Annotated in this window: 18 protein-coding genes; 9 read left to right on the top strand and 9 right to left on the bottom strand. The window is 66.4% G+C overall.

From position 1 onward, the window contains the following. Window positions 1-5 precede the first annotated feature (5 nt). The 9 genes from V6M87_RS10235 to tagF all read left to right on the top strand — a co-directional run bounded on the left by V6M87_RS10235 (window position 6) and on the right by tagF (window position 12,243). Window positions 6-911: a hypothetical protein gene (locus V6M87_RS10235; protein WP_332876510.1), complete on the top strand. Its 906-nt coding sequence runs from the start codon at window positions 6-8 to the stop codon at window positions 909-911. A gap of 123 nt (window positions 912-1,034) precedes the next feature. After that, window positions 1,035-1,697: a hypothetical protein gene (locus V6M87_RS10230; protein ID WP_332876509.1), complete on the top strand. Its 663-nt coding sequence runs from the start codon at window positions 1,035-1,037 to the stop codon at window positions 1,695-1,697. A gap of 79 nt (window positions 1,698-1,776) precedes the next feature. Beyond that, window positions 1,777-2,166 (top strand): DUF4280 domain-containing protein, encoded by a 390-nt coding sequence (locus V6M87_RS10225; RefSeq protein WP_332876508.1) that lies wholly within the window; start codon window positions 1,777-1,779, stop codon window positions 2,164-2,166. A gap of 23 nt (window positions 2,167-2,189) precedes the next feature. Further along, window positions 2,190-4,091 (top strand): type VI secretion system Vgr family protein, encoded by a 1,902-nt coding sequence (locus V6M87_RS10220; RefSeq protein ID WP_332876507.1) that lies wholly within the window; start codon window positions 2,190-2,192, stop codon window positions 4,089-4,091. A 2-nt stretch (window positions 4,092-4,093) separates the two neighbouring features. Further along, window positions 4,094-5,419, top strand: a complete 1,326-nt coding sequence (gene tagH / locus V6M87_RS10215) for a type VI secretion system-associated FHA domain protein TagH (RefSeq protein WP_332876506.1) — start codon at window positions 4,094-4,096, stop codon at window positions 5,417-5,419. Between the two features lie 11 nt (window positions 5,420-5,430). Continuing rightward, window positions 5,431-6,771, top strand: coding sequence for a type VI secretion system baseplate subunit TssK (gene tssK / locus V6M87_RS10210; RefSeq protein ID WP_332876505.1), 1,341 nt, complete (start codon window positions 5,431-5,433; stop codon window positions 6,769-6,771). Between the two features lie 6 nt (window positions 6,772-6,777). Further along, complete coding sequence (gene icmH, locus V6M87_RS10205; protein WP_332876504.1) at window positions 6,778-8,067, top strand: type IVB secretion system protein IcmH/DotU; 1,290 nt, start codon at window positions 6,778-6,780, stop codon at window positions 8,065-8,067. After that, window positions 8,064-11,594 carry a type VI secretion system membrane subunit TssM gene (tssM, locus tag V6M87_RS10200; protein WP_332876503.1) on the top strand — a complete coding sequence of 1,177 codons (3,531 nt, stop codon included), beginning with the start codon at window positions 8,064-8,066 and terminating at the stop codon, window positions 11,592-11,594. Before icmH ends, tssM begins: the two co-directional genes overlap by 4 nt. A 1-nt stretch (window position 11,595) precedes the next feature. Further along, window positions 11,596-12,243, top strand: coding sequence for a type VI secretion system-associated protein TagF (tagF, locus tag V6M87_RS10195; protein ID WP_332876502.1), 648 nt, complete (start codon window positions 11,596-11,598; stop codon window positions 12,241-12,243). Window positions 12,244-12,245: 2 nt separating this feature from the next. Here tagF and V6M87_RS10190 read toward each other — a convergent pair whose 3' ends face one another. From V6M87_RS10190 to V6M87_RS10150, 9 genes are all read right to left on the bottom strand, one after another. Then, window positions 12,246-13,460 carry a porin gene (locus tag V6M87_RS10190; protein ID WP_332876501.1) on the bottom strand — a complete coding sequence of 405 codons (1,215 nt, stop codon included), beginning with the start codon at window positions 13,458-13,460 and terminating at the stop codon, window positions 12,246-12,248. A 46-nt stretch (window positions 13,461-13,506) separates the two neighbouring features. Next, a complete protein-coding gene (locus V6M87_RS10185; protein ID WP_332876500.1) occupies window positions 13,507-14,532 on the bottom strand; it encodes an alpha/beta hydrolase in 1,026 nt (341 codons plus the stop codon). Window positions 14,533-14,570: 38 nt separating this feature from the next. Next, complete coding sequence (locus tag V6M87_RS10180) at window positions 14,571-16,211, bottom strand: methyl-accepting chemotaxis protein (protein WP_332876499.1); 1,641 nt, start codon at window positions 16,209-16,211, stop codon at window positions 14,571-14,573. 348 nt (window positions 16,212-16,559) lie between these two features. Continuing rightward, the gene (locus V6M87_RS10175) at window positions 16,560-17,357 is read right to left on the bottom strand and encodes a substrate-binding domain-containing protein (RefSeq protein ID WP_332876498.1); all 798 of its coding nucleotides are present in this window, start codon (window positions 17,355-17,357) and stop codon (window positions 16,560-16,562) included. Window positions 17,358-17,453: 96 nt separating this feature from the next. Next, window positions 17,454-18,287, bottom strand: coding sequence for a PP2C family protein-serine/threonine phosphatase (locus tag V6M87_RS10170; protein WP_332876528.1), 834 nt, complete (start codon window positions 18,285-18,287; stop codon window positions 17,454-17,456). After that, window positions 18,287-19,714, bottom strand: coding sequence for a serine/threonine-protein kinase (locus tag V6M87_RS10165; protein WP_332876497.1), 1,428 nt, complete (start codon window positions 19,712-19,714; stop codon window positions 18,287-18,289). Before V6M87_RS10165 ends, V6M87_RS10170 begins: the two co-directional genes overlap by 1 nt. Window positions 19,715-19,724: 10 nt before the next feature. Then, the gene (locus V6M87_RS10160) at window positions 19,725-20,603 is read right to left on the bottom strand and encodes a Tll0287-like domain-containing protein (protein WP_332876496.1); all 879 of its coding nucleotides are present in this window, start codon (window positions 20,601-20,603) and stop codon (window positions 19,725-19,727) included. 8 nt (window positions 20,604-20,611) lie between these two features. Continuing rightward, the gene (locus V6M87_RS10155; protein ID WP_332876495.1) at window positions 20,612-21,382 is read right to left on the bottom strand and encodes a hypothetical protein; all 771 of its coding nucleotides are present in this window, start codon (window positions 21,380-21,382) and stop codon (window positions 20,612-20,614) included. A 92-nt stretch (window positions 21,383-21,474) separates the two neighbouring features. Next, window positions 21,475-22,395, bottom strand: coding sequence for a cupin-like domain-containing protein (locus tag V6M87_RS10150; RefSeq protein WP_332876494.1), 921 nt, complete (start codon window positions 22,393-22,395; stop codon window positions 21,475-21,477). Window positions 22,396-22,516: the final 121 nt, after the last annotated feature.

The raw sequence follows: 22,516 nt of genomic DNA, 5'->3' as shown, positions 1-22,516 counted from the left end.
CCGTCATGACGTATCGCCTGTTCAAGGACCTGTGGAGCGCAGACCGCCATACCGAGGCCCAGATGCAGCTGACCTGGGGTTTCCTGCGTCTGCTCGACGACTGTGTCACGAAGGCATACAAGGAGGCGGAATCCTTGCGGCTCGATGGCAACGACGCCAAGGCCGCGCAGTTCATGCGCGGGATGGAAGGCTTCAGCAGGGGGACGCGCACGAGGGAGTACAAGGCCGCCATCCGGATCTTCAAGGCGGCGTCCGGCGCCGCCATCGAGGAGCGGGCGTATCAGCTCCTCGATGCGAACGACGCACTCTGGGTCGAAGATTACACGAAATGGGACGATTTCAATTTCGCCACCGAGTTGCAATTGGCCGATGCGGGGTCCGGGTTTCCCCACTCTTTCAAGGGACGGGGTGCGTCGAAGGGATCGCGGCCCGACGTGCGCTTCGCGCTGGGCGGTGGTTATGAAGCGCTGTTCGATATTACTGCCGATTCGTCCGCCAGCCAGGGACACCTTCTTGGCAAAGGCGCCAACGGCTGGCTCGCGCGCTGCAACGTGCCGATCATCGCGGAGGTGTACTACCCCGGCGGCGTAAGCGTCGCATCAATCGTCAAGGAGACGAGCATGTCGGCCTGCATGGTCAGTTATTTTTGCGAAGTCGGCCCGCGCCTGGGGTTGCCGGAGCAGTACGCCGCAGATGCCGCCGATTCGGAAGCGATGGGTGCGCGGTGTGCCACGTTCAAAGCGAACGAGCGCTTCAAAGGCATACCGCATCATCCACTCGCCGACTTGAACGCCTTCTTCACGCGCAATGATCCGTGGGGCGCCGGTATCAGCTTCATGTACGAAAAGCGGCCGGACGCGGTCGAGGCCGCCGGATCGATCGCGACGTATCGCGACCTGATGTGTTGGTGACGTTGGCCGTTCAACCGTATGCGGTCGACAGGCGCCATGCCTGACCTGGGAACAGCATGAAGATTTTCCATCCGCGCTACCCGACAGTCGGGAAATGTCGGAATCACCATGAGGAGTGCGAACATGAGCTTTTGGAACGCTTTAAGAAGTTGCAACGGGCCTACCCATTTCGCAGTTTTTTTTAGGGGAAACTTTGCCAAGGCAGTGACGCTGGGCGGACGCGTCGACGGGGTGAAGCTCTATACCTATGCATGCACCAATCCAAACGGATATGTGCTGACGGATAGGAAACTGGATGGCAGGTACCGCGTGATCGAGAGCAAGCGGGTATTCGTGTTGGCATACGATCAGGATGAAATCACCGAGGTCCGATTCTCGGAGCTTGCTAATTATGACTATTTTCTTACTTCCAAACTGTCCGGCTGTCGATTCGTCGTCACGGGTACTGGTGTATCACACGTTTCCTGGAGTGCGGGGCGTCCGCAGGATCGCTGGTGTGGCAGCCAGGACATGCGTGATGAAGCGCAGGCAGACAATATGCAAAAGATACCAAAAAACATGCGCAGGCTCTCCATTACTCCAGGCACCAGCCCACTGGAGGCAACGCTCAGCGAGGAAGGCACGAATATTTTTCCTTCAGCATCGTACGATCTGCAAACGGAGCGCGTGCTGATGTTTGGGTACAAGAATAACAATGTGTGGCATTTCAAAATGTTGACGTACCAAAAAGGTGGATCGAGAAAAGATGGCAGCTGGTCGAAATTTGTTTCCGTGCGTGTCGGGTAACGCGGTTCACAATGCGACGCGAACCGCGTGGATGGTGAAACGGTGGTTTATTTTTTTTTGCAGGGGGATCGGATGGTTCATGCCTAGCCAGGTCTCGATGGGCGCCATGTTGCAATGCACCTTCGGCCTCGCCCCCTCCACGCTGGTGGTCCTGCCGGCCAACAAGGTCATGGCCGAAGGACCGCCTGCCGCCAACATCATGGACCACAAGCCCATGGTAAACATCCTGCCGTTCGGGATGTGCAATTCGCCGGCCAACCCGATGGTGGCCGCGGCGACGGCTGCCGCGCTGGGCGTGCTCACGCCCATGCCGTGCATCCCGGCCACCAGCGCGCCGTGGGTGCCGGGCGCGCCGACGGTGCTGATTGCGCAGATGCCGGCGCTGGACAATGTATCGAAATGCATGTGCAACTGGGGCGGGGTAATCGGCATCGTCAACCCGGCCACCGTCAAAACGATGATCCCGTAATTTTCAGCGACGAAAGCGAGTGCATGGCAGCGACCCAGGACAACCGCAATATCCGTGTCAAGAGCGCGCTCGGGGCAGACACCTTGCTGCTGCACCGGATGGCGGGCCGCGACGGCCTGTCCGAATTGGGCGCGTACCAGCTCGATCTGCTCAGCGAACAGGCCGACCTGGCCATCGACGCCGTGCTGGGCCAGGCGCTGTCGCTCATGCTCGACGTGGCCCCAGGCGTGGTGCGCGAATTGAACGGCATCGTCACGCGCTTCGTCGTGCGGGGGCGGGCAGGGCGCGCAGGCCGCTACACCAGCTACCAGGCGACGGTGCGGCCGTGGCTGTGGCTCCTCACGCAAAGCCGCGATTGCCGCATTTTCCAGGATCAGGATGCGGTCGCGATTATCAAAACGATCTTTGAAAAATATGCGCTGGCCGATTACGACCTGGGCCAGTTATCAAGCACGCCGCCGGTGCTGCCATACTGCGTGCAGTATCGCGAGAGCGATTTTGCGTTCGTCAGCCGCCTGATGGAGCGCTTCGGCATCTACTGGTATTTCCGCCATGCGGGCGGGCGGCATACGCTGGTACTGGCCGATTCGGCCGCCGCGCACAGCCCGATTTCCGGCAGCGCCGGCCTGCACTTCGCCAGCGACGGCGACCCGCGCGCGCGCTCGCGCGAAACCGTCTACCAGTGGCAGGCCGGCGGTGAAATCCTGGCCGACGCGGTCACGCTGCAGGCCTTCAATTTCGAGACGCCGGCCGTCGACCTGACCGCCAAATCGACTCAGGCGCGCGGCTACGACGGCAACGCGCGCGAGCTCGAACTCTACGACTATCCGGGCGCGTATCTGGTGCGCGGCGCCGGCGAAGCGGAAGCGAAAACGCGGGTTGAATCCGCCGGAGCTGGACAGCATGACGTGACGGGCGCGGCCACCGCGGCGGCGCTGGCGCCAGGCAGCACCTTCGAACTGCTTGACCATCCGCGCAGCGACCAGAACGTCGACATGCTGGTGGTGTCGGCCAGCTACCAGATCTATTCGGACCGCTTCGAAGCCGAGCCAGGCCTGGGACCCGTCGACAAGGACGCCATCATCCTGCCGTTCGATTGCCAATTCCGGGCGGTGGCGAAAGCGGCGACCTACCGCGCCGCGCGCGCTACCGGCGCGCCCATCATGCACGGCCCGCAGACAGCAATCGTAGTGGGCAAGTCCGGCGAAGAGATCTGGACCGACAAATACGGGCGCGTGCGCATCAAGTTCCATTGGGACCGCATCGGCGACGGCGACAGCGATGCCGATGCCTGTTCGTGCTGGGTGCGCGTGGCGCAGGCATGGGCAGGCAAGCGTTTCGGCCAGCTGCTCATTCCGCGCATCGGCCAGGAAGTGGTGGTCAGCTTCCTGGAAGGCGACCCGGACCAGCCGCTGGTCACGGGCGCCGTCTACAACGCGCAGAACATGCCGCCGGTGAGCCTGCCGGACGATGCTACCCAGTCCACGTTCAAGACCAATTCGTCCAAAGGGGGCGGCGGTTTCAACGAGCTGCGTTTCGAGGACAAGAAGGGCAGCGAAGAGGTATTCGTGCAAGCCGAGAAGGATTACAGGCGCATCGTCAAGAACAACGACACGCTCAAAGTCGGCTTCGAAAAAGCCGATGCGGGCGACCAGACCATCGATATCAAGAACAACCAGACGGTCGATGTCGGCGCCGCCCAGGCGATCAAGGCCGGCACCACCATTGTCATCGAAGCGGGCACCTCGATCGAGCTGAAGGTGGGCGGCAGCAGCATCAAGATCGAGGCCGGCAAGATCACCATCAAGGCGCCGGAAATCGAGATTGCCGCCGACGCCAACGCGAAGGTCAAGGCCGGGGCGATGATGGAAATAAAATCGGGCGCCATCATGACCATCGGCGGCGCGCTGGTGCAGATTAACTGACCATGCTGACCCTGCGCATTCTCAGCTACCGCAACCAGCCGGTGCCGCCGGCGCCGCCAGTGCGCTTTGGTGCCGACGGCGGCACCATCGGCCGCGCGCCGGAGAACGCACTGGTGCTCGACGATCCCAGCAAATACATCTCGCGCGTGCATGCGCGTGTGCTGGCCCGCGGCGACGCCTTCGCACTGGAAGACCTGGGCAGTAACGCCAGCGTGGTCAACGACCGGCCGCTGGGCAAGGGCAGCGACGTGCTGCTGGCCCATGGCGACCGGCTGGCCATCGGCGACTACCAGCTGCAGGTGCTGGTCGACGCACCAGCCGCCAGTGCGCCGCTGGCGGCCGCGCCCGTGAACAATCCCGCGCTGCCCTTGTTCGAGCCGCCGGCGCCCCCTGCGCCGAAGCCATTGCCGCCCCTGGAGGTCGCGGCGCCGCCGCCGCCGGTAGAAGCTTTCTTCGATCCCCTGGCCAGCGCCAGCATTCTCGATATCGCACCAGGCCAGCAGCTGGACGACCCGCTCGGCCTGAACCTGTTCGGCAACGCGCCCGTTGCGCCGCAGCGCGCCGCCGAAAGCGACCACGTGTCGCCCGAACTGGCGGCGTTCACCGCCCCGGCACCGGCACCTGCCGCTGGCGGCTTTGCCATCCCGCACGACTACGATCCGCTGGCCGACTTTTTCGCGCCAAAGGTAACGGCGCCGCCAGAAGTGGTGGCGCCGCCGCCGATCGCACCGGTAGCCGATGGCGACGTCCTGCAAGCGCTGCTGCGCGGCCTCGGTTTGCCAGGCCTGAAACTGGATCATCCTGCGGCAGCTGCCGAACTGGCCGGCGCGCTGCTGCGCGAAGCGACCGCCGGCACGATGGATGTGCTGATGGCGCGCGCGCTGACCAAGAAGGAAAGCCGCATCGACATGACCATGCTGGCGGTGCGCGCCAACAATCCCTTGAAATTCTTCCCGACTGCCGATGGCGCATTGACGCAGATGCTGACCGGCGCGATGGCCGGCTACCTGGACCCGGTCGAGGCCATGGCCGGCGCCTTCGACGACTTGCGCGCGCACGAACTGGCGGTCATCGCCGGGATGCGCGCGGCGCTCGCCGCGGTGCTGCACCGGTTCGACCCGGTCCAGGTGGAGGCGCGCCTGGCCGTGCCGACCGTGATGGACAAGATGGTCGCGTCGCACCGGAAAGCCAAGCTGTGGGATCGGCTGGTGGCCCTGTACGGCGAAATCGCGCAGGAAGCCGACGACGATCTGCAGCGCCTGTTCGGCGAAAAGTTCTCCCAGGCATATGAAGAGCAGGTGGCGCGCCTGCGCCAGGCAAAACACTGAAAAGGAGCGGTATGGCGTGGAAGAACAAGGTGGTCTGGTCCGAAGGCATGCTGCTGCAGCCGCAGCACCTGCAGCAGCATGACCGCTATTGGCAAAGCCAGATGGAAAACCGGGTGGCGGCCTTGCGCCCGTACAGCTGGGGCTTCGCGGCCTTGAAAATCGACCAGCACCAGCTGGCGCTGGGCAAACTCGCGCTCGAGTCCTGCAGCGCCGTGCTGCCGGACGGTACCCCGTTCACGCTGCCTGCCGACGACGAGCTGCCGCTGCCGCTCGATATCCCGCTTGACGCGCGCAACATGCTGGTGGTGCTGGCGCTGCCACTGCGCCGGCACGGCGTTGCGGAAGTGGGGGACGCAGCTGGCGAGCATGCGCCGGAGAATTTCGCGCGCCACCGGATCGACGATTATGAAGCCTGGGACAGCAATGGTCTCGACAACAGCGCGCTGCTGCAGGTCGGCAAGCTGCGCCTGCGCCTGGCGCTGGCGCCCGACGTCGCCAATGCCTACGCCACCATCGGCGTGGCGCGCATCATCGAGCGGCAGGCTGACAACCGCGTCGTACTCGACCCCGACTACAGCGTGCCCTGCCTGGATTTCCGGGCTGCGCCGCGCCTGGCCGCCTTTGCCGATGAACTGGTGGGTTTACTGCACCAGCGCGCCGATGTGCTGGCCGCGCGCCTGTCGCAGCCGGGCGCCGCCGGCGCCGCCGAAATCGCCGACTTCCTGCTGCTGCAGCTGCTCAACCGCGCCGAACCGCTGGTCGGGCATCTCGCCAGCGCCACCGGCGTGCACCCGGAGTCGCTGTACCAGGCGCTGGTGGCGCTGGCCGGCGAGCTGGCCACGTTCACGGAAAGCGGCAAGCGCGCCGCCAGCTATCCGACGTATCGCCACGATGCGCTGTCCGAAACCTTCGCCCCGGTGTTGGCCGACTTGCGCCGTGCGCTGTCGACCGTGATGGACACCCAGGCCGTGTCCATTGTGCTCGACGAGCGCCAGTTCGGCATCCGCGTTGCACTGGTGCCGGACCGCGAACTGCTGCGCTCTGCCACCTTCGTCCTGGCGGTGCAGGCGCAGATGCCGCCGGAAGGGCTGCGCGCCGCCTTCCCGGCGCAGGTGAAGATCGGTTCGATCGAAAAAATCCGCGACCTGGTCAACCTGCAGCTGCCCGGCATCGGCCTGCGCGCCTTGCCGGTGGCGCCGCGCCAGTTGCCGTTCTACGCCGGCCATACCTACTTTGAGCTCGACAGCGGCAGCGAGTACTTTCAGCATTTGCACCAATCGGCCGGCTTCGCGATGCATGTCGCCGGCGATTTTCCGGGATTGCAGATGCAGTTCTGGGCCATCAGGAGGTAAGCCGCGATGCCCACCGACGACCCGATCAAGCCAGCGCAGGATCCGGACGCCACCATGCTGGTACTGAACCCCGGCGGGCGTCGGCCGGCATCTCCGGCGCCGGCGCCGGCAAGTGCGGCGCCAGTGCACGTGCCGGTGGCCGGCAGCGGCCTGAATCGCCTGGTGCAGGCGGCCAATCCGCTGCTCGACCTGGTGGTGCCGCTGCGCCACACCGTGCAGCCGCCCGACCTGGCCCAGTTGCGCGAACGCCTGGCGCTGGCGATCCGCACGTTCGAGAACGATGCCCAGGCCGCCGGCGCGCCGGCCGAAACGGTCGCCGCCGCACGCTACGCCCTGTGCACGCTGCTCGATGAAACCATCGCCGGCACGGCCTGGGGTAGCGGGGTGTGGGGCGCGCGCAGCCTGCTGGTCGCCTTTCACAATGAAGCCTCGGGCGGTGAAAAATTTTTCCTCGTGCTGCAGCGCCTTTGCCAGGAACCGGCCAAACACATCGATTTGCTGGAGTTGATGTACCTGTGCCTGGCGCTGGGCCTGGAAGGGCGCTTCCGGCTGGCGCCGGACGGCCCGGCGCAATTGACGCTGTTGCGCGAACGCCTCGCTGCCCTGATTGGCCAGCAGCGCGGGCCGCTGGAGTCCGATCTGTCGCCGCACTGGCGCGGGGAAGCGGCCAGCGCCGTGTCGCCGCTGCGCAGCACCCCGGTCTGGGTGATGGCGGCAGTCGCGTGCGTGCTGTTGCTGAGTGCGCATCTGGTGGCATCCCAGTTGCTGGCCAGGGCATCGGACCCGGTGTATGCCAGGCTGTCGGCGCTGCGCCAGGCAAATGCGCCCCCAGTGGCAGCGCCCGTGCCGGTGCCAGCGCGGGTCGCCGCCTTTCTCGCGCCGGAGGTGGCGGCCGGCCTGGTCACTGTGCAGGAGACAGCAAGCAGCACCACCATCGTCGTGCGCGGCGACGGCATGTTCGGTTCCGGCAGCGCGGAAGTGAACCAGAATGTGATGGGCCTGTTGGAGCGCATTGGCGACGCATTGCAGACCCTGCCGGGCAAGGTGCGCGTGATTGGATACACTGACAGCAGCAGGCCGGGCCTGTCGGCGCGCTACCCGTCAAACTACGAGTTATCGAGCGCGCGCGCAGCCGCGGTGCAGGCAGCGCTGGCTTCGCGCGCGGGTCCGGCTTCGCGTTACAGCGTCGAAGGGCGGGGCGACTACCCGGCAGTGGCCGACAATGCCAGCCCTGCGGGGCGCGCGCGCAACCGACGCGTCGAGCTGGTGGTGCTGACGCCAGCGGGAGCACCATGATGAAACGTCTCGTTGCCTGGCTGTTCAAGCGGGTGGTGCTCGCCTTCTTTGGCGTGCTGCTGCTGGCGCTGGTGTTCTGGTTCGAGGCGCCGCTGCTCGCATTCGACGGCAAGGAACCGTTCGCCGGCAGCGGCGTGCGCTGGTTCTTGATCTTCCTGATGTTTGCGCTGTGGGCCGGCTGGTTCGGCTGGAAGGCACTGTCCGCCATGCTGGCCAACCGGCGCCTGATGGCCAGCATGGCCGAAGCGCCGCCGCCGGCCGGCGTGTACCCCGCCGCAGTACAGGAACAGGCGGCACTCAAGGCGCGCATGGGCCAGGCGCTGGCGGTGCTGCGCCGCGCAGCGCCGGGCAAGCGCAGGTGGGGTAGCCAGTATCTGTACCAACTGCCCTGGTATATGTTCGTCGGCGCCCCTGGCAGCGGCAAGACCACGACCTTGCTGCATTCCGGGCTGCGCTTTCCGCTGGCCGACGCCATGGGGCCGGGCGCGATCGGCGGCGTCGGCGGCACGCGCAACTGCGACTGGTGGTTCACCGACGAGGCGGTGCTGCTCGACACGGCCGGGCGCTACACTACCCAGGACAGCGATGCCCAGGCCGACCAGGCCGGCTGGCACAGCTTTCTCGGACTGCTGAAAAAACACCGGCCACGCAGGCCAATCAACGGCATCATTGTCGCCCTGTCGGTGTCCGACCTGCTGCAGCAAGGCCCGGCCGCGCGCCAGGCCCAGGCTGCAGCGATTCGCGCGCGCATCAAGGAGCTGCACGAAAAACTGGGCAGCCGCTTTCCCATCTACGTCACCGTCACCAAGTGCGACCTGCTGGCCGGCTTCATGGAATTCTTCGACACGCTCGGCCGCGAAGAACGGGCGCAGGTCTGGGGCATGACCTTTCCCCTGACCGGCGAGGGCACGGCGCTGCAGGCGTTCCCGGCGCGCTTCCTGGAACTGGAACAGCAGCTGCAAGCGCGCGTGCTCACGCGCATGCAGCAAGAGCGCGACCTGCAGCGGCGCGCGCGGCTGTTCGGCTTTCCGCAGCAGTTCGCGGGCCTGGGCGATCTGCTCGGCGGCTTTCTCGGCGCCGTGTTCGAGCCGACCCGGTACGAACCGGCGGCGCAGCTGCGCGGCGTGTATTTCACCAGCGGCACTCAGGAAGGCAGCCCGATCGACCGGGTGCTGGGCGCGCTGGCCGCGACCTTCGGGTTCGAGCGCAAGGTGCTCGCGCCCAACGCCGTGAGCGGGCGCAGCTACTTCATCACCGACTTGCTGCGCGCGCTCATCTTCAGGGAGGCGGGGCTGGCGGGTATCGACGACGCCTTTGAAAAACGCCGGCGCCTGTTGCGCTGGCTGGGCGCCGGCGCCGCCGTGGTCCTGTTTGTGCTACTTGGCGCCGGCCTGGCCACGAGCTATGCGCGCAATGACCAGCTGGTGCGCGAAGTTGCGCAGCGCAGCGCGGCGCTCGAGCAGTTGGTGCGGGCAGCGCCCGCCGGCGGCGCGGCGCTCGGTGTGCTGCCCATGCTGGACGCCGCCCGCGCGCTGCCGGGCGGTTACGGGGAGCGCGAGCTTGGGGTGCCGTTGCTGAACCGCTTCGGCCTGAACCAGCGCGACAAACTCGGTTCCGGCGCCGGGCTGGCGTACCAGCGGCTGCTGCGTTCGAGCCTGCAGCCGCGCGTGATGGCGCGCCTGGAGGAGGTCCTGCGCCGCGGCGACGCCAACAGCCAGGACAAGCTCTACGACGCCCTGCGCGTCTACCTGATGCTGGGCCAGCCAGTGCACCTCGACGCCGAATCGGTGCAAGCCTGGCTGGCGCGCGACTGGCGCACCAGCTTGCCCGATGCCAGCGCCGACCAGCGCGACCGGCTCGACGCCCACATTGCGGCACTGCTGGACGGCGGCAGCGCCGCCGACCCGGCGCCGCTTGACGCGGCGCTGGTCGCGCAGGTGCGCTCCCTGCTGGCCCTGATGCCGCTGCCCGAGCGCGTCTACAGCCGCCTGAAACGCCAGGTGGCGCAAGCGAAGCTGCCCGAATTTTCGGTCAACCGCGCGGTCGGGCGCGACGTCTCGGCGATCCTGGCGCGTAAAAGCGGCGAGCCGCTCACACGCGGGATTGCCGGCCTGTACACCGTGGCCGGCTACCGTGAACTGGTGAAGCTGGCGCCCGGCGCGCTGGTCGACATCGCGAACGACAGCTGGGTACTCGACCGGCGCGAAGCCGAGGGCGCGCTCGGCGCCTTGACCAGCGACCAGATGCAGGCGGCCGTGCTGCAGCTGTACTACGCCGACTATATCCGCGCCTGGGATGGCCTGTTGGCCGACGTGCGCATCGCGCCGTTCGCCAGCCTCGACCAGGGCGCGCGCATCACCAATGCGCTGGCCGGCGCCGACTCGCCGCTGAAAGGTTTTATTGCCGGCGCGGCGCGTGAAACCACGCTCGACGGCGCCACCGGCAAGGCCGCCGTCGCACTCGACAAGAAGGTGCGCGCAACCCTGTCGGCGGCGCGCAAAAAGGTGGAAGCGGCGCTGGGTGACGACGATCTGCCGGTGGCGGCACCCAGGCCCGACACGCCGGTCGACCAGCATTTCGAGCCCCTGCACAAGCTGGTCGGCACGGCTGCCGCACCTGGCCCGCTGGACGCGCAGCTGGCGCTGTTGAAGGATGCCTCGCAATTTTTCGATGCGGCCGATAAGGCGCGCCGCGCCGGCACGCCGGCGCCGTCGGGCGACGCGCTGCAAAAAATCAAGCGCGCCGCCGAAGGCACGCCGGCGCCGCTGGGCGACATGCTGGCCAATGTCGATAATGCCGGGAGTAGCCTGACGCTGGGCAGCGAACGCGCGCGCATCGCGGCCCTGTGGGCGCAAGACGCGGCCGCGTTCTGCCGCGACGCCATCGCCGGCCGCTATCCCATGGTGCGCAGCGCGGCGAAGGACACCACGCTGGACGACTTCGGCAAATTCTTCGGCCCCGGCGGCACGATGGACGACTTCTTCAGCAAGCATCTGGCAGCGCAGGTCGACATGGCGGGCGTGCAGTGGAAGTGGCGCAGCAGCGGCGATGCGCCGGTCGGCATCGGCCAGGATGTGCTGAACCAGTTCCAGCGCGCGGCGCGCCTGCGCGAGATGTTCTTTGGCGCCGGCGGACGCCAGCCTTCGTTGCGCTTCGAGCTGCTGCCCCAAACGGGCGACGCGGCGCTGGCGAAGGTGGTGCTCGACATTGACGGCCAGCCGGTGGCGTACAGCGCCGGCGCGCAGGCGCGCGCAGTGCCAATCACGCTCCCGTCGGGCAAGGGCGGCGGTCTGGTCCACCTGGAAGCGACACCGGCGCTGCGCGCCGATCTGCGCACGGACGGACCGTGGGCGTGGTTCCGCATGATCGACAAGGGGACGCTCCAGTCCAGCGCGCAGGGCGAGCGCTTTACGCTGACGTTCGACCTGGATAGCCACAAGATGGTCTACCAGCTCAGCGCCAGCAGCGTGATCAACCCGTTCCGGCGCGACGCGCTCGAGCAGTTCCGCTGCCCGGCTGGCTGGTGACGTGACAGTCGGCTTTTTCGGCAAGGTGCCCGGGCTGGGCGATTTTATCTCGCGCCGGCTGCCGCACGAGATGCTGTTGCAGTTGGACGCGTGGATACAGGCGGCGCTGGTCCAGAGCAAGCTTGATCTCGGTGCCAACTGGTTGCCCACCTGGCTGAACAGCCCGCTATGGCGTTTCGTGCTGGCGCGCGACCTGTGTGGTGCGCAAGCGTGGGCTGGCGTGATGATGCCCAGTGCCGACCGGGTCGGGCGCTGTTTTCCGCTGATCCTGGCCGCGCGGCTGCAGGCGGCGCCGGATGCGCGCATGCCTGACCCTGCCTGGTTCGCGCGGCTGGAAGCGTTGGCGCTTGGCGCGCTCGAGGATGGATTTTCGTTTTCTAGGTTCGATGCGGCGCTGTGCGCGCTGGAGGGTGCGTCAGGTGCGACGCGCGGGCTGGCCATGGCTTGCACGGTGTTCGTGCCGCACGGCGTGGCGCTGCCCTCGCTGGCCGAGGGCGTTGCGCGGGGATGCAGTGCGTGGTGGACTGAAGGTTCGGCGCTGGTCGCGCCGTCCCTGGCGATCTGCCCCGGCTTGCCGGCCCCCGCCAGCGTGACCGCCTTTCTGGACGGGCGCTGGCAAGAGCACGGCTGGCAGCCGGTGGCGCCGTAAGCTTAGAACGAGTGCAGCAGGCCGGCCGAGGTCTGGCGCAGCGACTGGCCGACGCCTGGCGCAGGCGCCGTGCCGGCATTGCTGAAATTGGCCGAGCGGCCGTTGTGCATGTTCGAGTACAGCGCGTACAGGCGGGTGCGCTTCGACAGCGAATAGGCCACACCCAGGTTGCTCATCGTCGCGTCGAGGCCGGCGGTGTTGCAGAAACCATTGCCCACCAGGGTGCAGGAACCGGCCTGGGAGTGGCCGAGCGCGCCGGCGATGGTCCAGGCGCCGAGTTTCTGTTCGGCACTGACCAGCATGGACGTATGCTGGTAGCTCTGGAAGTGACCCTTGGTACCGCCCGATTCGCCCAGGCGCGTGCGCGCGACGTCGAGTTCGATCTGGGTGCCGGTGTTGAAGGCGTAGCGGGCGGTGGCGCGCACTGAACCGTCTTTTGATTCGGCGCCGGCCGTGTTCAGGTTGGACAGGCCGGTGGCCAGGTTGTTGGAACCGCCGAACAGGCCGACGTGCTGCTCATAGGCCAGGGCCAGATAGACTGCGCCGCGGTCGTATTTGCCGCCCACCGAATAGATATTGCCCAGCTTGTTGCTGTTGGCAACTTCGCCCAGAGAGTAGCCGAACAGGGCCTGGAAACCGGCCATGTCGGGCGAGGCGTACAGTACGGTATTGCCCGGCCGTTCGTGGAAACGCTCACTGGCGCTGGTGCCGAAACCACCCTGGGCCAGGATGTTGCTGGCCAAGACGGTGTTGCCGCTCGATACGCCGAAAAAGCCGATCTGGTCGGCCAGGGTTTTGTACACGGTGTCCATGCGGCCGCCCAGCTTGATGGTACCGAAACCACCCTTCAGACCGACGAAGGTGTCACGGTTGAACAGCACGCCTTTCGGCAAGCTGCCATCGTCGAGGCCGAAGGCGCCTTCAAGCTGGAAAATCGCCGACAAACCGCCGCCAAGCGACTCCGCGCCACGGAAACCAATATACGAGTTGGGCGATTCCATGCCGGTGCCGGACATCGATACTGCCCGGGCGGTGACCGGTTTGACCAGGGTGCTGACGGCCGTGCCCGGGCTGGTGCCTTCGCTCAAGCTGTACTGCGTCACTTGCGCATACAGCTTGCCGTAAAACTGGACGCTGGTCTGCGCCTGGGCCGGTGCGGCCAGGCTGCACAACAGGGCGGCGCCGATGGCGAGGGTGGTTTTGTTGACTGCAAACATACGATTCTCCAACTACATGAATAAAAACAGACCGGACAGGTCCGTACTACTTTGCCCTGGCGCCGATATCGATCGCCGGCGGCATGGTTAAAAATGCCTGCATGGCAGCCAGGAAACGGCCGCGGTTCACCCCGAGCATCGCCGTGTGCGCCATGCCGCCGATCTTGACGAGCTGCTTGTCCGGATGCGGCAAGCGGCTGTAGAAGGCGATGATGTCGGCGTCGGTCGCAATGCCGTCGTGCTGGCCGCGCAGGATCAGGACCGGGCAGTGCAGCTTGAGCGGGTCGACCAGCGGCAATTGCGTGGTCATGTCGATGTAGGTGCCGTTCGGGACCGTGTTGCCGTACTTGCGTTCGGCGTCGGTGACCAGCGCGCTGATCATCGGCTCGGCGGCGCCCGCTTCGTCGCGGGTGAAGACGCCGCTATAAAACGCGGCGTCGACCTTGCGCACATTGCTCTTGCGCAGCGCCGGCAATTGCAGCTTGCGTTTTTCCAGCGTCGGCGACCCTTCGCCGGTCCAGACGAAGGCATCGAGCACCAGGCTGGTGACCTGGTCGGGAAAGGCGTTGGCGAAGGCGCCGGCGCGCAGCGACCCGGACGATTGACCGAAGAACGCCGCCTTGGTCTGGCCAGTGACGCGCTTGACCACGGCCATCGCCAGCGCCAGGTCGTCGACGCCGCTGGCGATACCGGACAGGCCGGCGCTGCGGTCCGAATGGCCATAGCCTTCGTGGTCCATGGTCCAGACGTCGAAGCCGAGCCGCGCGAAATAATCCATCATCGAATAGTTTTCGCGGTCCGGCACCTGCAGGTCGAACATGGTCTTGGCCGAATAGGACGAGCCGTGCACGAGGAACAGGACCGGACGCGCGGTGCCTGGCGCGGCCAGTTGCTTGCGGTAGATCCAGAGCTTGATGCCCTGTTTGGCGGTCCAGTATTCCTCGGCGCGTACTGCGGGCGCTACCGGGCTGGCGGCGGCCGCCGCTGTGGCGGCCGGGAGCAGCAGGGTTGCCGCAGCGCTAACTGAAACGAGGAGCGCGCGCCGGACGCGTCCCGGGAAAGCGTGTTGCATGGTGAACTCCTGCCTGACGCAAAAAATGACGGGCGAAATTAGATCGATTCCCACTGGTCGACGACCGGCGCACCCAGGGCCTGGCGACGCGCTGTGGGCACCGGATAGGCTGCCTTGCCGGCCGGCGCGGCCGCGCTCAGCTGGAACACGCTGACCACCGCAGACAGGCCGGCGGCCTGTTCATGCATCGATGCGGCAGCGGCGGTGGCTTCTTCGACCAGGGCCGCGTTTTGCTGGGTCACGCTGTCCATCTGCGCAATGGCGGCATTGATCTGCTCGATACCCGAACTTTGTTCGACGCTGGCGGTCATGATTTCAGCGATGATGTCTGTCACGCGCGCCACGCTGCCGACGATCTGTTCCATGGTCTGGCCGGCTGCGGCCACCTGCTTGCCGCCGTCACTGACCTGGATCACCGATGCGTCGATCAGCACCTTGATTTCGCGGCCCGCGGTGGCCGAGCGCTGCGCGAGGTTGCGCACTTCGGCGGCAACCACGGCGAATCCGCGCCCCTGTTCGCCTGCACGCGCCGCCTCGACGGCGGCGTTCAGCGCCAGGATATTGGTCTGGAAAGCAATGCTGTCAATCACGCCGATAATCTCGGCAATTTTGCGCGACGAGACATGGATGGCGTCCATGGTCACTACCACCTGTTCCATGGCGGCGCCACCCTGCAGCGCGATGGTCGCGGCGGCAGCGGCCATCTGGTTAGCCTGGCGCGCATTCTCGGCGTTGTGCTTGACGGTCGAGGTCAATTCTTCCATCGACGCGGCGGTCTGCTCCAGCGCGCTGGCCTGTTCTTCAGTGCGGCTCGACAGGTCGAGGTTGCCCGCCGCGATTTCGCTCGACGCGGTGCCGATCGTGTCGGTACTCTCGCGCACTTCTTCGACGATCTGCACGAGGCTGTCGTTCATGTCCTGCAGGGCCTGCAGCAGCTGGCCGGTTTCATCGCGGCCCTGGACATCGATGCGGCGGCTCAGGTCACCGCTGGCCACCGTCTTTGCCACTTCCACTGCCTGGCGCAAGGGCAGGATGATCGAGCGCGTCAGACCCCAGGCGAACCCGGCGCCAAGCAGCAAGGTGGCCATGCCGATCCAGGTCAGCAGCTGGGTGCTCAGACTGGTCTGGTCCTCGATCTCGTGTCCGATGTCGTCGATGTCCTTGCGCTGGTAATCGAGAAAAGCCTTGATGCTGGCCACGTACTGCGGCGGCACCACCGAAAACTCGGTCGCGAACAGGCGTGCGGCCTCGTCGGCGTCACCGTTTTTCTTGGCTTTCATGACCGCATCGCGCACACTGGTGTAACGCAGCCGGTTGTTGCTGATTGCGTCGAGCAGCAGTTGCTCGGGTGGATCCATCGGCAGCGCTTGCAGGTCCTTGGCGATATTCGCGTTGCCGCGGTTCGTATAGACCTTCGCGTCGTTGGCGAACATTTCTACGAGGGCCGGGTCGTCGGTCTTGGCCAGCGCCGTGGCGCGCGTCACGCCAGCCGTGACGCTACGGAACCATTCCTCGGCGAGGCGTTCCTTGGCCAGCGACGTGGTCATCATTTCGCGCGTGGCCGAGGTGGCCTGGCGCAGGCTCCAGATGCTGCCGCCCAGGAGCGCAGCAAGCAACAACAGGATGACCGCAAAGCCTCCGCCCAGCCGCGTGCCGACACGCAGATTATTAAGTCTCATGAAAATTTCTCTAACGATGATTGTGGATTGCATGGAGCCGTGGCGACAGGCGAGCAACGGTATGGCACGCCGCTCCGTGACGGTAAGGCATGCAGATACTGCCGCAGGGCTGTGCATCTGGCGCGGCCGTACGGCTGCGCTGTCGCATTGGCGACGTGCCCGCATCATACGATAAATTTACTACAGGAAACTTATGTTATAAAAATATTTTTAACTTGCAGTATCAAAGCGGATAATGCTATATGGGTAGCGGCGCGATGGCGCGAGGATGGTGAGGAGGGTTGCTGTTGGCGTTGCCATTGAGAGCGGGGCGCACCGAACGGAAGGTTCAGTGCGCCATGTGACTGACTAGCAGGTTGTATTTACGCCGGATGTGGCGCCGGTGTTGCATGCTGCGGGCGCGCGCAAGCCGTATTGCGCCAGTTTTGCGTGCTCGGCCGGACTGGCCAGCAAGCGCGCAAAAGCTGCGGCCGAGGGTGACGCGTCGCGCTTGTGCCACAGTGTGTAGCGGGTGGCCAGGTCGAATTGCGGCGGAAACGGCCCGGCCAGCAGGGCCGGGTCGGACTGCATGATTTCACTGACCTGCGTCACGCCCAGCGCGACCCGGCCCTGGCGCACCAGTTCCATGGTCTGCACGCCATCAGCGGCCAGCGTGGCCTTCTTCAGAATCTCGCCCTTGATGCCGAGCGTGTCGATGACGCGCATGAAGTGGGCCCCGATCGTGGCGCCGCGGGCCGGATCGGAAAAGGCGATAGTCGGGGCCGCAAGCAGGGCGGCGCGCAGTTTGTCGGTGCTGGACAGGTCCGGTTTCGGCGCACCGGGCGCGATGGCAAAACCCCCGACCGTGTCGCCCACGCTGGCGCTGACGCCGTCGTTCAGCAGGCCCTTGCGCTGCGCCGCATCGATCCGGTCGCGGGTGGTGACCAGGAAGGTCGCGTCGGGGTCGGCCAGGAAGCGGCGTTCGGCCGCGCCTGCGGTGTCGAACACCAGGTGCAGCGTGGTTCCGGTTGCGTCCGTAAAATCTCTGGCCAGCTGCTCGACCGGCGCTTTCACCCCGGCGGCCGCGTACAGGGTCAGTCTCTCGGCCCGCGCCGGTGCGGCTGCTGCCAGCGCAAGCACGAACACGGTTGCCAACAATCGATGCATGATGTCTTGTTCCTGAAGTTGATTGCCCCTGCGGGACGCGCGACTACGGTTCGCGCGCCGCCATCATGCAGCACCGGGGCGGTTCTGACAACCTTGTCAACTATGCACGCAAAGTGCGGCCAGCACCGTGATGTTGTCGCGCCCGCCATATGCGGTCGCCATCTCGATCAGCCTGGCACACACAGCATCGAGGTTGCCGCCGTGCGCGCCCGCCAGCAGCGCTTCGATTTCCCCATGCGGCACGCTGCCGTGCAGGCCATCGCTGCATAGCATCAGGACATCGCCCGGTTCCACGCGGTGCGCGCGCACTTCCGGCGTGACCGATGCCGACGGCCCCATCGCCTGCAGCAGCAGGTTGCGCGCCGGGAGGTGGTCGAGCATGCCCGCCTCCAGCGCTTGCTGGTACAAGGTCTGGTCGCGCGTGAGCTGTTCCAGCAGACCGGCGCGCCAGCGGTACAGGCGGCTGTCGCCGACGTGAAAGGCGACCAGGGGGGCGTTCGCGCCGGGCGCGCGCCAGAAGCCGGTGAGGGTGGCGCCCATGCCACCGCCATCGAGCCGGCCGCGCGCGCAATTTTGGGCATACAGGCTGGCGTTGGTGTGTTCGATTGCGGCATGCAGCAGGCGCACCGCGCCGGCCGCCGGATCGGACCAGGTGGTGTCCGGATCGGGCGGCGCCGCTGGTGCCGGCGCGCGCGTCAGCCCGGCCGCATGCCGGGCCAGGTAAGCGCGCAGTTCGGTCAGCGCGCCGGCGCTGGCCACTTCGCCGGCTGCATGACCGCCCATGCCGTCGGCGACCATGGCCAGACCGAGTGCTTCGTCAATCAGGAAATTGTCTTCGTTCCCCTGGCGCACCGGCCCGATGTCGGTGGCGCCGTACGCGACCCCGATCGGCAAGCGCACCAGACGCGAGGGCGACAGCGGAATTGGCATCACGATGGATCGCCGGCGTCGGCCAGGAAGCGCGCGCGCTGGTCGAGGTTGTCGATGTGGCCGGCCAGCAGCGCCAGGAAGGCGGCCCTGTCGCCCGTCTCCTTCATGGCGCGTTTCGCGACGATGCGCCCGATCGGGCCGATCAGTGCGATCAGCTTGACGGTGGTGGCGTCGGCCCATGCAGTGTCGAACAGGGTCGGGGCCGTGCTGCCGGCGCGCTCGGTCGGCAACGGTGTGCGCATGGCGCCGGACAGCGTTGCTGGCGCGGCGATACCAGCGCCGGTGCCGCTGGCCAGCAGCTTGTTCTTGACGCCCGCCAGCGCTTGCTGAAACTGCACCCTGCCGACCTCGGACGGAATGTGCGGCAACAGCAGCTCGCCCAGTTGGTCCAGCCCGTCGGCACGGGCGGCGACCTTTTTGAGCAGGAACCGGGCCATCGGGCCAATCTGGCGTGCCAGGATCGCCTCGACGTCGGGAAACGCTTCCAGTTTCCATGGCGTCAGGGTGGCACTGCCGGTGTCAAGCGCGCGCGCAAGCGGCGCTGGCGCGGGCAAGCCGGCGCCGAGCATGGTGCGCTCGCTGTCGACCAGCGCGGTGGCGTCTGGATCGGGGTTGCCATCGAGCGCTTCCTGCAGCGCCGCATGGAACGCGCGCGCCGACGCGTAGCGCTGCGCCGGCGCCTTGGCCATTGCGGTGGCGACGACCCGGTCGAAGCGCGTCCCCAGCACGGGCAGCACGTGCGACGGCGCGGCGGGCTGCTCGTTCATGATCTGCTGCATGACGGTGGCGGCGGTGCCGGCGAAGGGCCGCGCGCCGGTGAGCAGCTGGTACAGGACGATCCCGGCCGAAAAAATGTCGGCGCGGCCGTCGACCGGCTCGGCGCGGAACTGTTCGGGCGACATGTAGCTGGGCGTGCCGACCAGCGCGCCCGCTTGCGTGAGCGTCGACGACTCGATGCGGGCGATGCCGAAGTCGCTGATCTTGAGCTGGGCGCCGGAGGTGATGAGCAGGTTGGCCGGCTTGATGTCGCGGTGCACCACACCACGCGCGTGGGCATACTCGAGCCCCTGCAGCAGGTCGCCCATCCATGCGGCCACGCGCGCAGGCGCGCTTGGCTGGCCGGGCTGCAGCAGGGCGTCGAGCGGGGTGCCGTCGACGAATTCCATGGCGATATAGGCTGACTCGGCGTCTTCGCCGTAGTCGAACACCATCACGATGTTCGGATGCTGCAAGCGGCCGGCAGCCTGCGCTTCGTTCTTGAAACGGTTGATCAGTTCCTGCTGCTGGCCGTCGGCGAACAGTTCCTTGCGGATGGTCTTGAGCGCCACCACGCGCTCGATCCACGGGTCGAACGCCTTGTAGACGACCCCCATGGCGCCTTTCCCCAGCACGCTGTCGATGCGGTATTTGCCCAGGTTGCGGATCATGCCGGCCAGCTCATTCTTCCAGCATTTTCATGGCCGACGCCAGGCTCGCGCGCATGCGCGCGAACGACTGCGCCAGCGCCGACAGTTCATCGTGGCCCTTGACGTCGAACGCTTCGTCGTTGAACTGGCCCAGGCTGACCTGGTCGGCCAGGCGCGACATGGCAGAGATGCGGCGCGTGACGAAATAATGCACCATGACGTTCAGCGCAACGAGCAGGAAGACGAAGATGACCAGCATCGACAGCATGTAGGTGCGCAGCATGGCGCTGGCGCGTTTCAGCGGGACATCCATTGGGACCGACACCACCTGGGCACCGACGATTTCCATGTGCTTCCAGCCGAAACCGTTGTTGCGGCCATAAATATCGAGCATCGTCCTGGGCGCGTTGTCCGGCACGCTGTGGCAGCGCAGGCAGGCCGCATCCTTGATTTGCAGCGGGCGCGCCACGTACAGCGCGGGGCCGATGGCGGTATTGCGCTGGCCGACCAGCTCCAGCAAGGCGGGCCTGGCACGCAGGGTATTGATCAGGTCTGCCTCCCAGTCGGCCGCGCGGTCGCGCAGGTTGGTGGGGTTCAGCGTGGCTTCCTTGTAGCTGAAATCGGGATACTGTTTCAGCAGCTGGCCGAGCTGCTCGGTGGCGGCAAACGACGGAATCGACTGCGGCAGGAATTCGTATTTCAGGCGCGTTTCGAGCAGCGGGACGATGTGCGAGGCCGTGTAGCCGCGCGCCGCCATGGCCGACTGCATCAGCACGCGCGCGCTTTGCAGCGTCTCGGTGCGTGCGTTCTCGCGCAGCAGATAGTCGGTGACAGCGCAGGCGGCGCCGAAGCCGATGCCGAATACGGTCAAAAAAACGATGTTGAATTTTGCGGCGATCGACAGCTTCATGGGTGTCCTCAGAACAAAGCGTTGGAAAGCCGGGGCCGCGGGCCGCGCGCCGGCGCCCCCTGGAAGCGGCGTTGCACTTGCTGGAGCAGGGCGGGATGCTCGGCCAGCAGCGGCGCCAGCTCGTCGAAGGTGGCAGCGCGCTCGCGCCTGGGCGTATTCGCGGGGCCGCTGGCGGCCACGCTGACGAGCGCATCGAACAAGGCGCGCGGCATGGCTGCCAGAAATGCCTTGGGCGGGTGACTTGCCAGCGTCAGCGGCAGCGCAGCGCTTTTGACGGCGAACTGTTCACGCGGCAGGCGCGTGCTGCGCTGCGCTTTGCCGGCGACCAGTTCGGTCACGGGCACCTCGCCCGATTCGACGAACAGCTCGGCGCTCCCGGGCGCGGCATGCAGCGTGACAGTGGCGCCGCTGCTGTCGAACTGCAGCAGCGACGTGCGCAGTTTTACGCCTTGCGCAGGGGCGCCGCGTACTTTCAGCCATCCCTTGAGCAGCACCAGTTCGGCGGCACTTTTGACGAACAGCCGCGAGTCGGGACCGAGCGCGATGGTCGAGCCGGCGGCGACCAGCTGGATGGTGCGTTCGCTTGCGTCGACCAGGTCGTTCGCTTGCAGGGGCGTGCCGCGGCCGGCAATGAGCCGGCCGGTATCGCGCCACAGGTACACCGGCGCCTCGGCGAAGGTGATGACGACGGGGCTGGCGGCGGCGGCACCGGCGCACAGGGGCGTGAGCAGGCCAGTCAACAAGAGCGACAGCGACAGTCCAAGGACATATCTATGCACTTCAACTCCCGGTAAACGCGGCGGATTGTGCGTCGATTTTACAGGAAGGTCGGGGCAAAAAAACCGCTCGTCGCGCCCGGCGCAACAAAAAATTACGGTCTGCTTGTGCTGCCCAGCTGGCGCGCCGTGGCGGCATCCAGGGCGGCGGGCATGGCGCGCGCCCAGCGGTTCGACGACAGCGAAAACGTCAGCGCGAGCACCTGGTGGTACCAGCCAGCCGGCACGTACAGCATCTCGCCAGCTGCCACGGTGCATGCGACCAGGCTGGCCTGGCGCGCCAGCGGATAACGCTCGAAGTCGGGCGCTTCGGGGTCGAACGGGGAGCCGGACAGGATCGCGTTGGCCTCCTTCGGGTACAGGTAAGCGTCGTGGTGTGGCGGCGCGAGGAAAATGCGCTTGCTGCCCCAGAGCTGGGCGAACAGGTTGTCATCGTAATCGCAGTGCAGCGGCGTGACGGTGCCGGCGGGGCCGAGCCAGAAGCGCGGCGGCCCCATTTTGTCGAACCAGGTCGGCCAGTGGCACAGGCGGTTCAGCGCGCGCAGTTCGAGGTTGCCAAGGTAGGGCGGCAAGCGGCTCGGCGTGTTGTCGACCAGCTCGAGATAGGCCGCCAGGGTCATGTCCTGCATGGCGCGGTCGGGCGCGAATGCGGTGTCAACGTAGTCGCCCACGCGCGCGCGCACGGGCAGGTGGCCGAACTGCTTGCGCAAGTCGGCGCGGGTCAGGTCGCACAGCGGCCAGCGCCTGGCGATCCCGGTAATCAGGAAGGGCAGGCCGAGCGCGGCGCGCGCGCGAAACGCCGCCGCGTCGGGCCGCTCGATGCGCGCGATGTCGGTGATGGTGGGCAGGGCGCGCGCCGCCGCACGAATTGCATCGCGCATGGCGGCAATCGATGCGACGCCACGCACCTGTGCATCGCGTTCGGTGCGCGCCCGCATGGCCACGGCCAGCGCCTCAGGTGTATCGGGGCGCGATGCGGCCAGCGGGGGTGGGGCGTGTCTGGATATATCTTGCATGGGCCGCAGCTTACATCACAGGGAGCAATCGAATACGAGAATGTTCGCTGCGGCCCGTAGCGACGGCCGATTTGTACGATGACATTGGTCAGTTGTGAACGATACGCTCGACCAGCAGGGC

This window comes from Massilia sp. S19_KUP03_FR1 (assembly GCF_036688685.1).
Taxonomy (GTDB): domain Bacteria; phylum Pseudomonadota; class Gammaproteobacteria; order Burkholderiales; family Burkholderiaceae_D; genus JALYUM01.
This window is presented reverse-complemented; position numbering and strand designations above follow the sequence as displayed.

Excerpts from the sequence above, each read along its gene's own strand:
- V6M87_RS10170 (WP_332876528.1), bottom strand. The coding sequence starts at position 18,287 with ATGCCAATTCCGCTGTCGCCCTCGCGTCTGGTGCGCTTGCCGATCGGG.
- tssK (WP_332876505.1), top strand. The coding sequence starts at position 5,431 with ATGGCGTGGAAGAACAAGGTGGTCTGGTCCGAAGGCATGCTGCTGCAG.
- V6M87_RS10150 (WP_332876494.1), bottom strand. The coding sequence starts at position 22,395 with ATGCAAGATATATCCAGACACGCCCCACCCCCGCTGGCCGCATCGCGC.
- V6M87_RS10175 (WP_332876498.1), bottom strand. The coding sequence starts at position 17,357 with ATGCATCGATTGTTGGCAACCGTGTTCGTGCTTGCGCTGGCAGCAGCC.
- V6M87_RS10235 (WP_332876510.1), top strand. The coding sequence starts at position 6 with ATGACGTATCGCCTGTTCAAGGACCTGTGGAGCGCAGACCGCCATACC.
- V6M87_RS10225 (WP_332876508.1), top strand. The coding sequence starts at position 1,777 with ATGCCTAGCCAGGTCTCGATGGGCGCCATGTTGCAATGCACCTTCGGC.
- V6M87_RS10220 (WP_332876507.1), top strand. The coding sequence starts at position 2,190 with ATGGCAGCGACCCAGGACAACCGCAATATCCGTGTCAAGAGCGCGCTC.
- V6M87_RS10185 (WP_332876500.1), bottom strand. The coding sequence starts at position 14,532 with ATGCAACACGCTTTCCCGGGACGCGTCCGGCGCGCGCTCCTCGTTTCA.
- V6M87_RS10160 (WP_332876496.1), bottom strand. The coding sequence starts at position 20,603 with ATGAAGCTGTCGATCGCCGCAAAATTCAACATCGTTTTTTTGACCGTA.
- icmH (WP_332876504.1), top strand. The coding sequence starts at position 6,778 with ATGCCCACCGACGACCCGATCAAGCCAGCGCAGGATCCGGACGCCACC.
- V6M87_RS10190 (WP_332876501.1), bottom strand. The coding sequence starts at position 13,460 with ATGTTTGCAGTCAACAAAACCACCCTCGCCATCGGCGCCGCCCTGTTG.
- tagH (WP_332876506.1), top strand. The coding sequence starts at position 4,094 with ATGCTGACCCTGCGCATTCTCAGCTACCGCAACCAGCCGGTGCCGCCG.
- tssM (WP_332876503.1), top strand. The coding sequence starts at position 8,064 with ATGATGAAACGTCTCGTTGCCTGGCTGTTCAAGCGGGTGGTGCTCGCC.
- V6M87_RS10165 (WP_332876497.1), bottom strand. The coding sequence starts at position 19,714 with ATGATCCGCAACCTGGGCAAATACCGCATCGACAGCGTGCTGGGGAAA.
- V6M87_RS10230 (WP_332876509.1), top strand. The coding sequence starts at position 1,035 with ATGAGCTTTTGGAACGCTTTAAGAAGTTGCAACGGGCCTACCCATTTC.
- V6M87_RS10180 (WP_332876499.1), bottom strand. The coding sequence starts at position 16,211 with ATGAGACTTAATAATCTGCGTGTCGGCACGCGGCTGGGCGGAGGCTTT.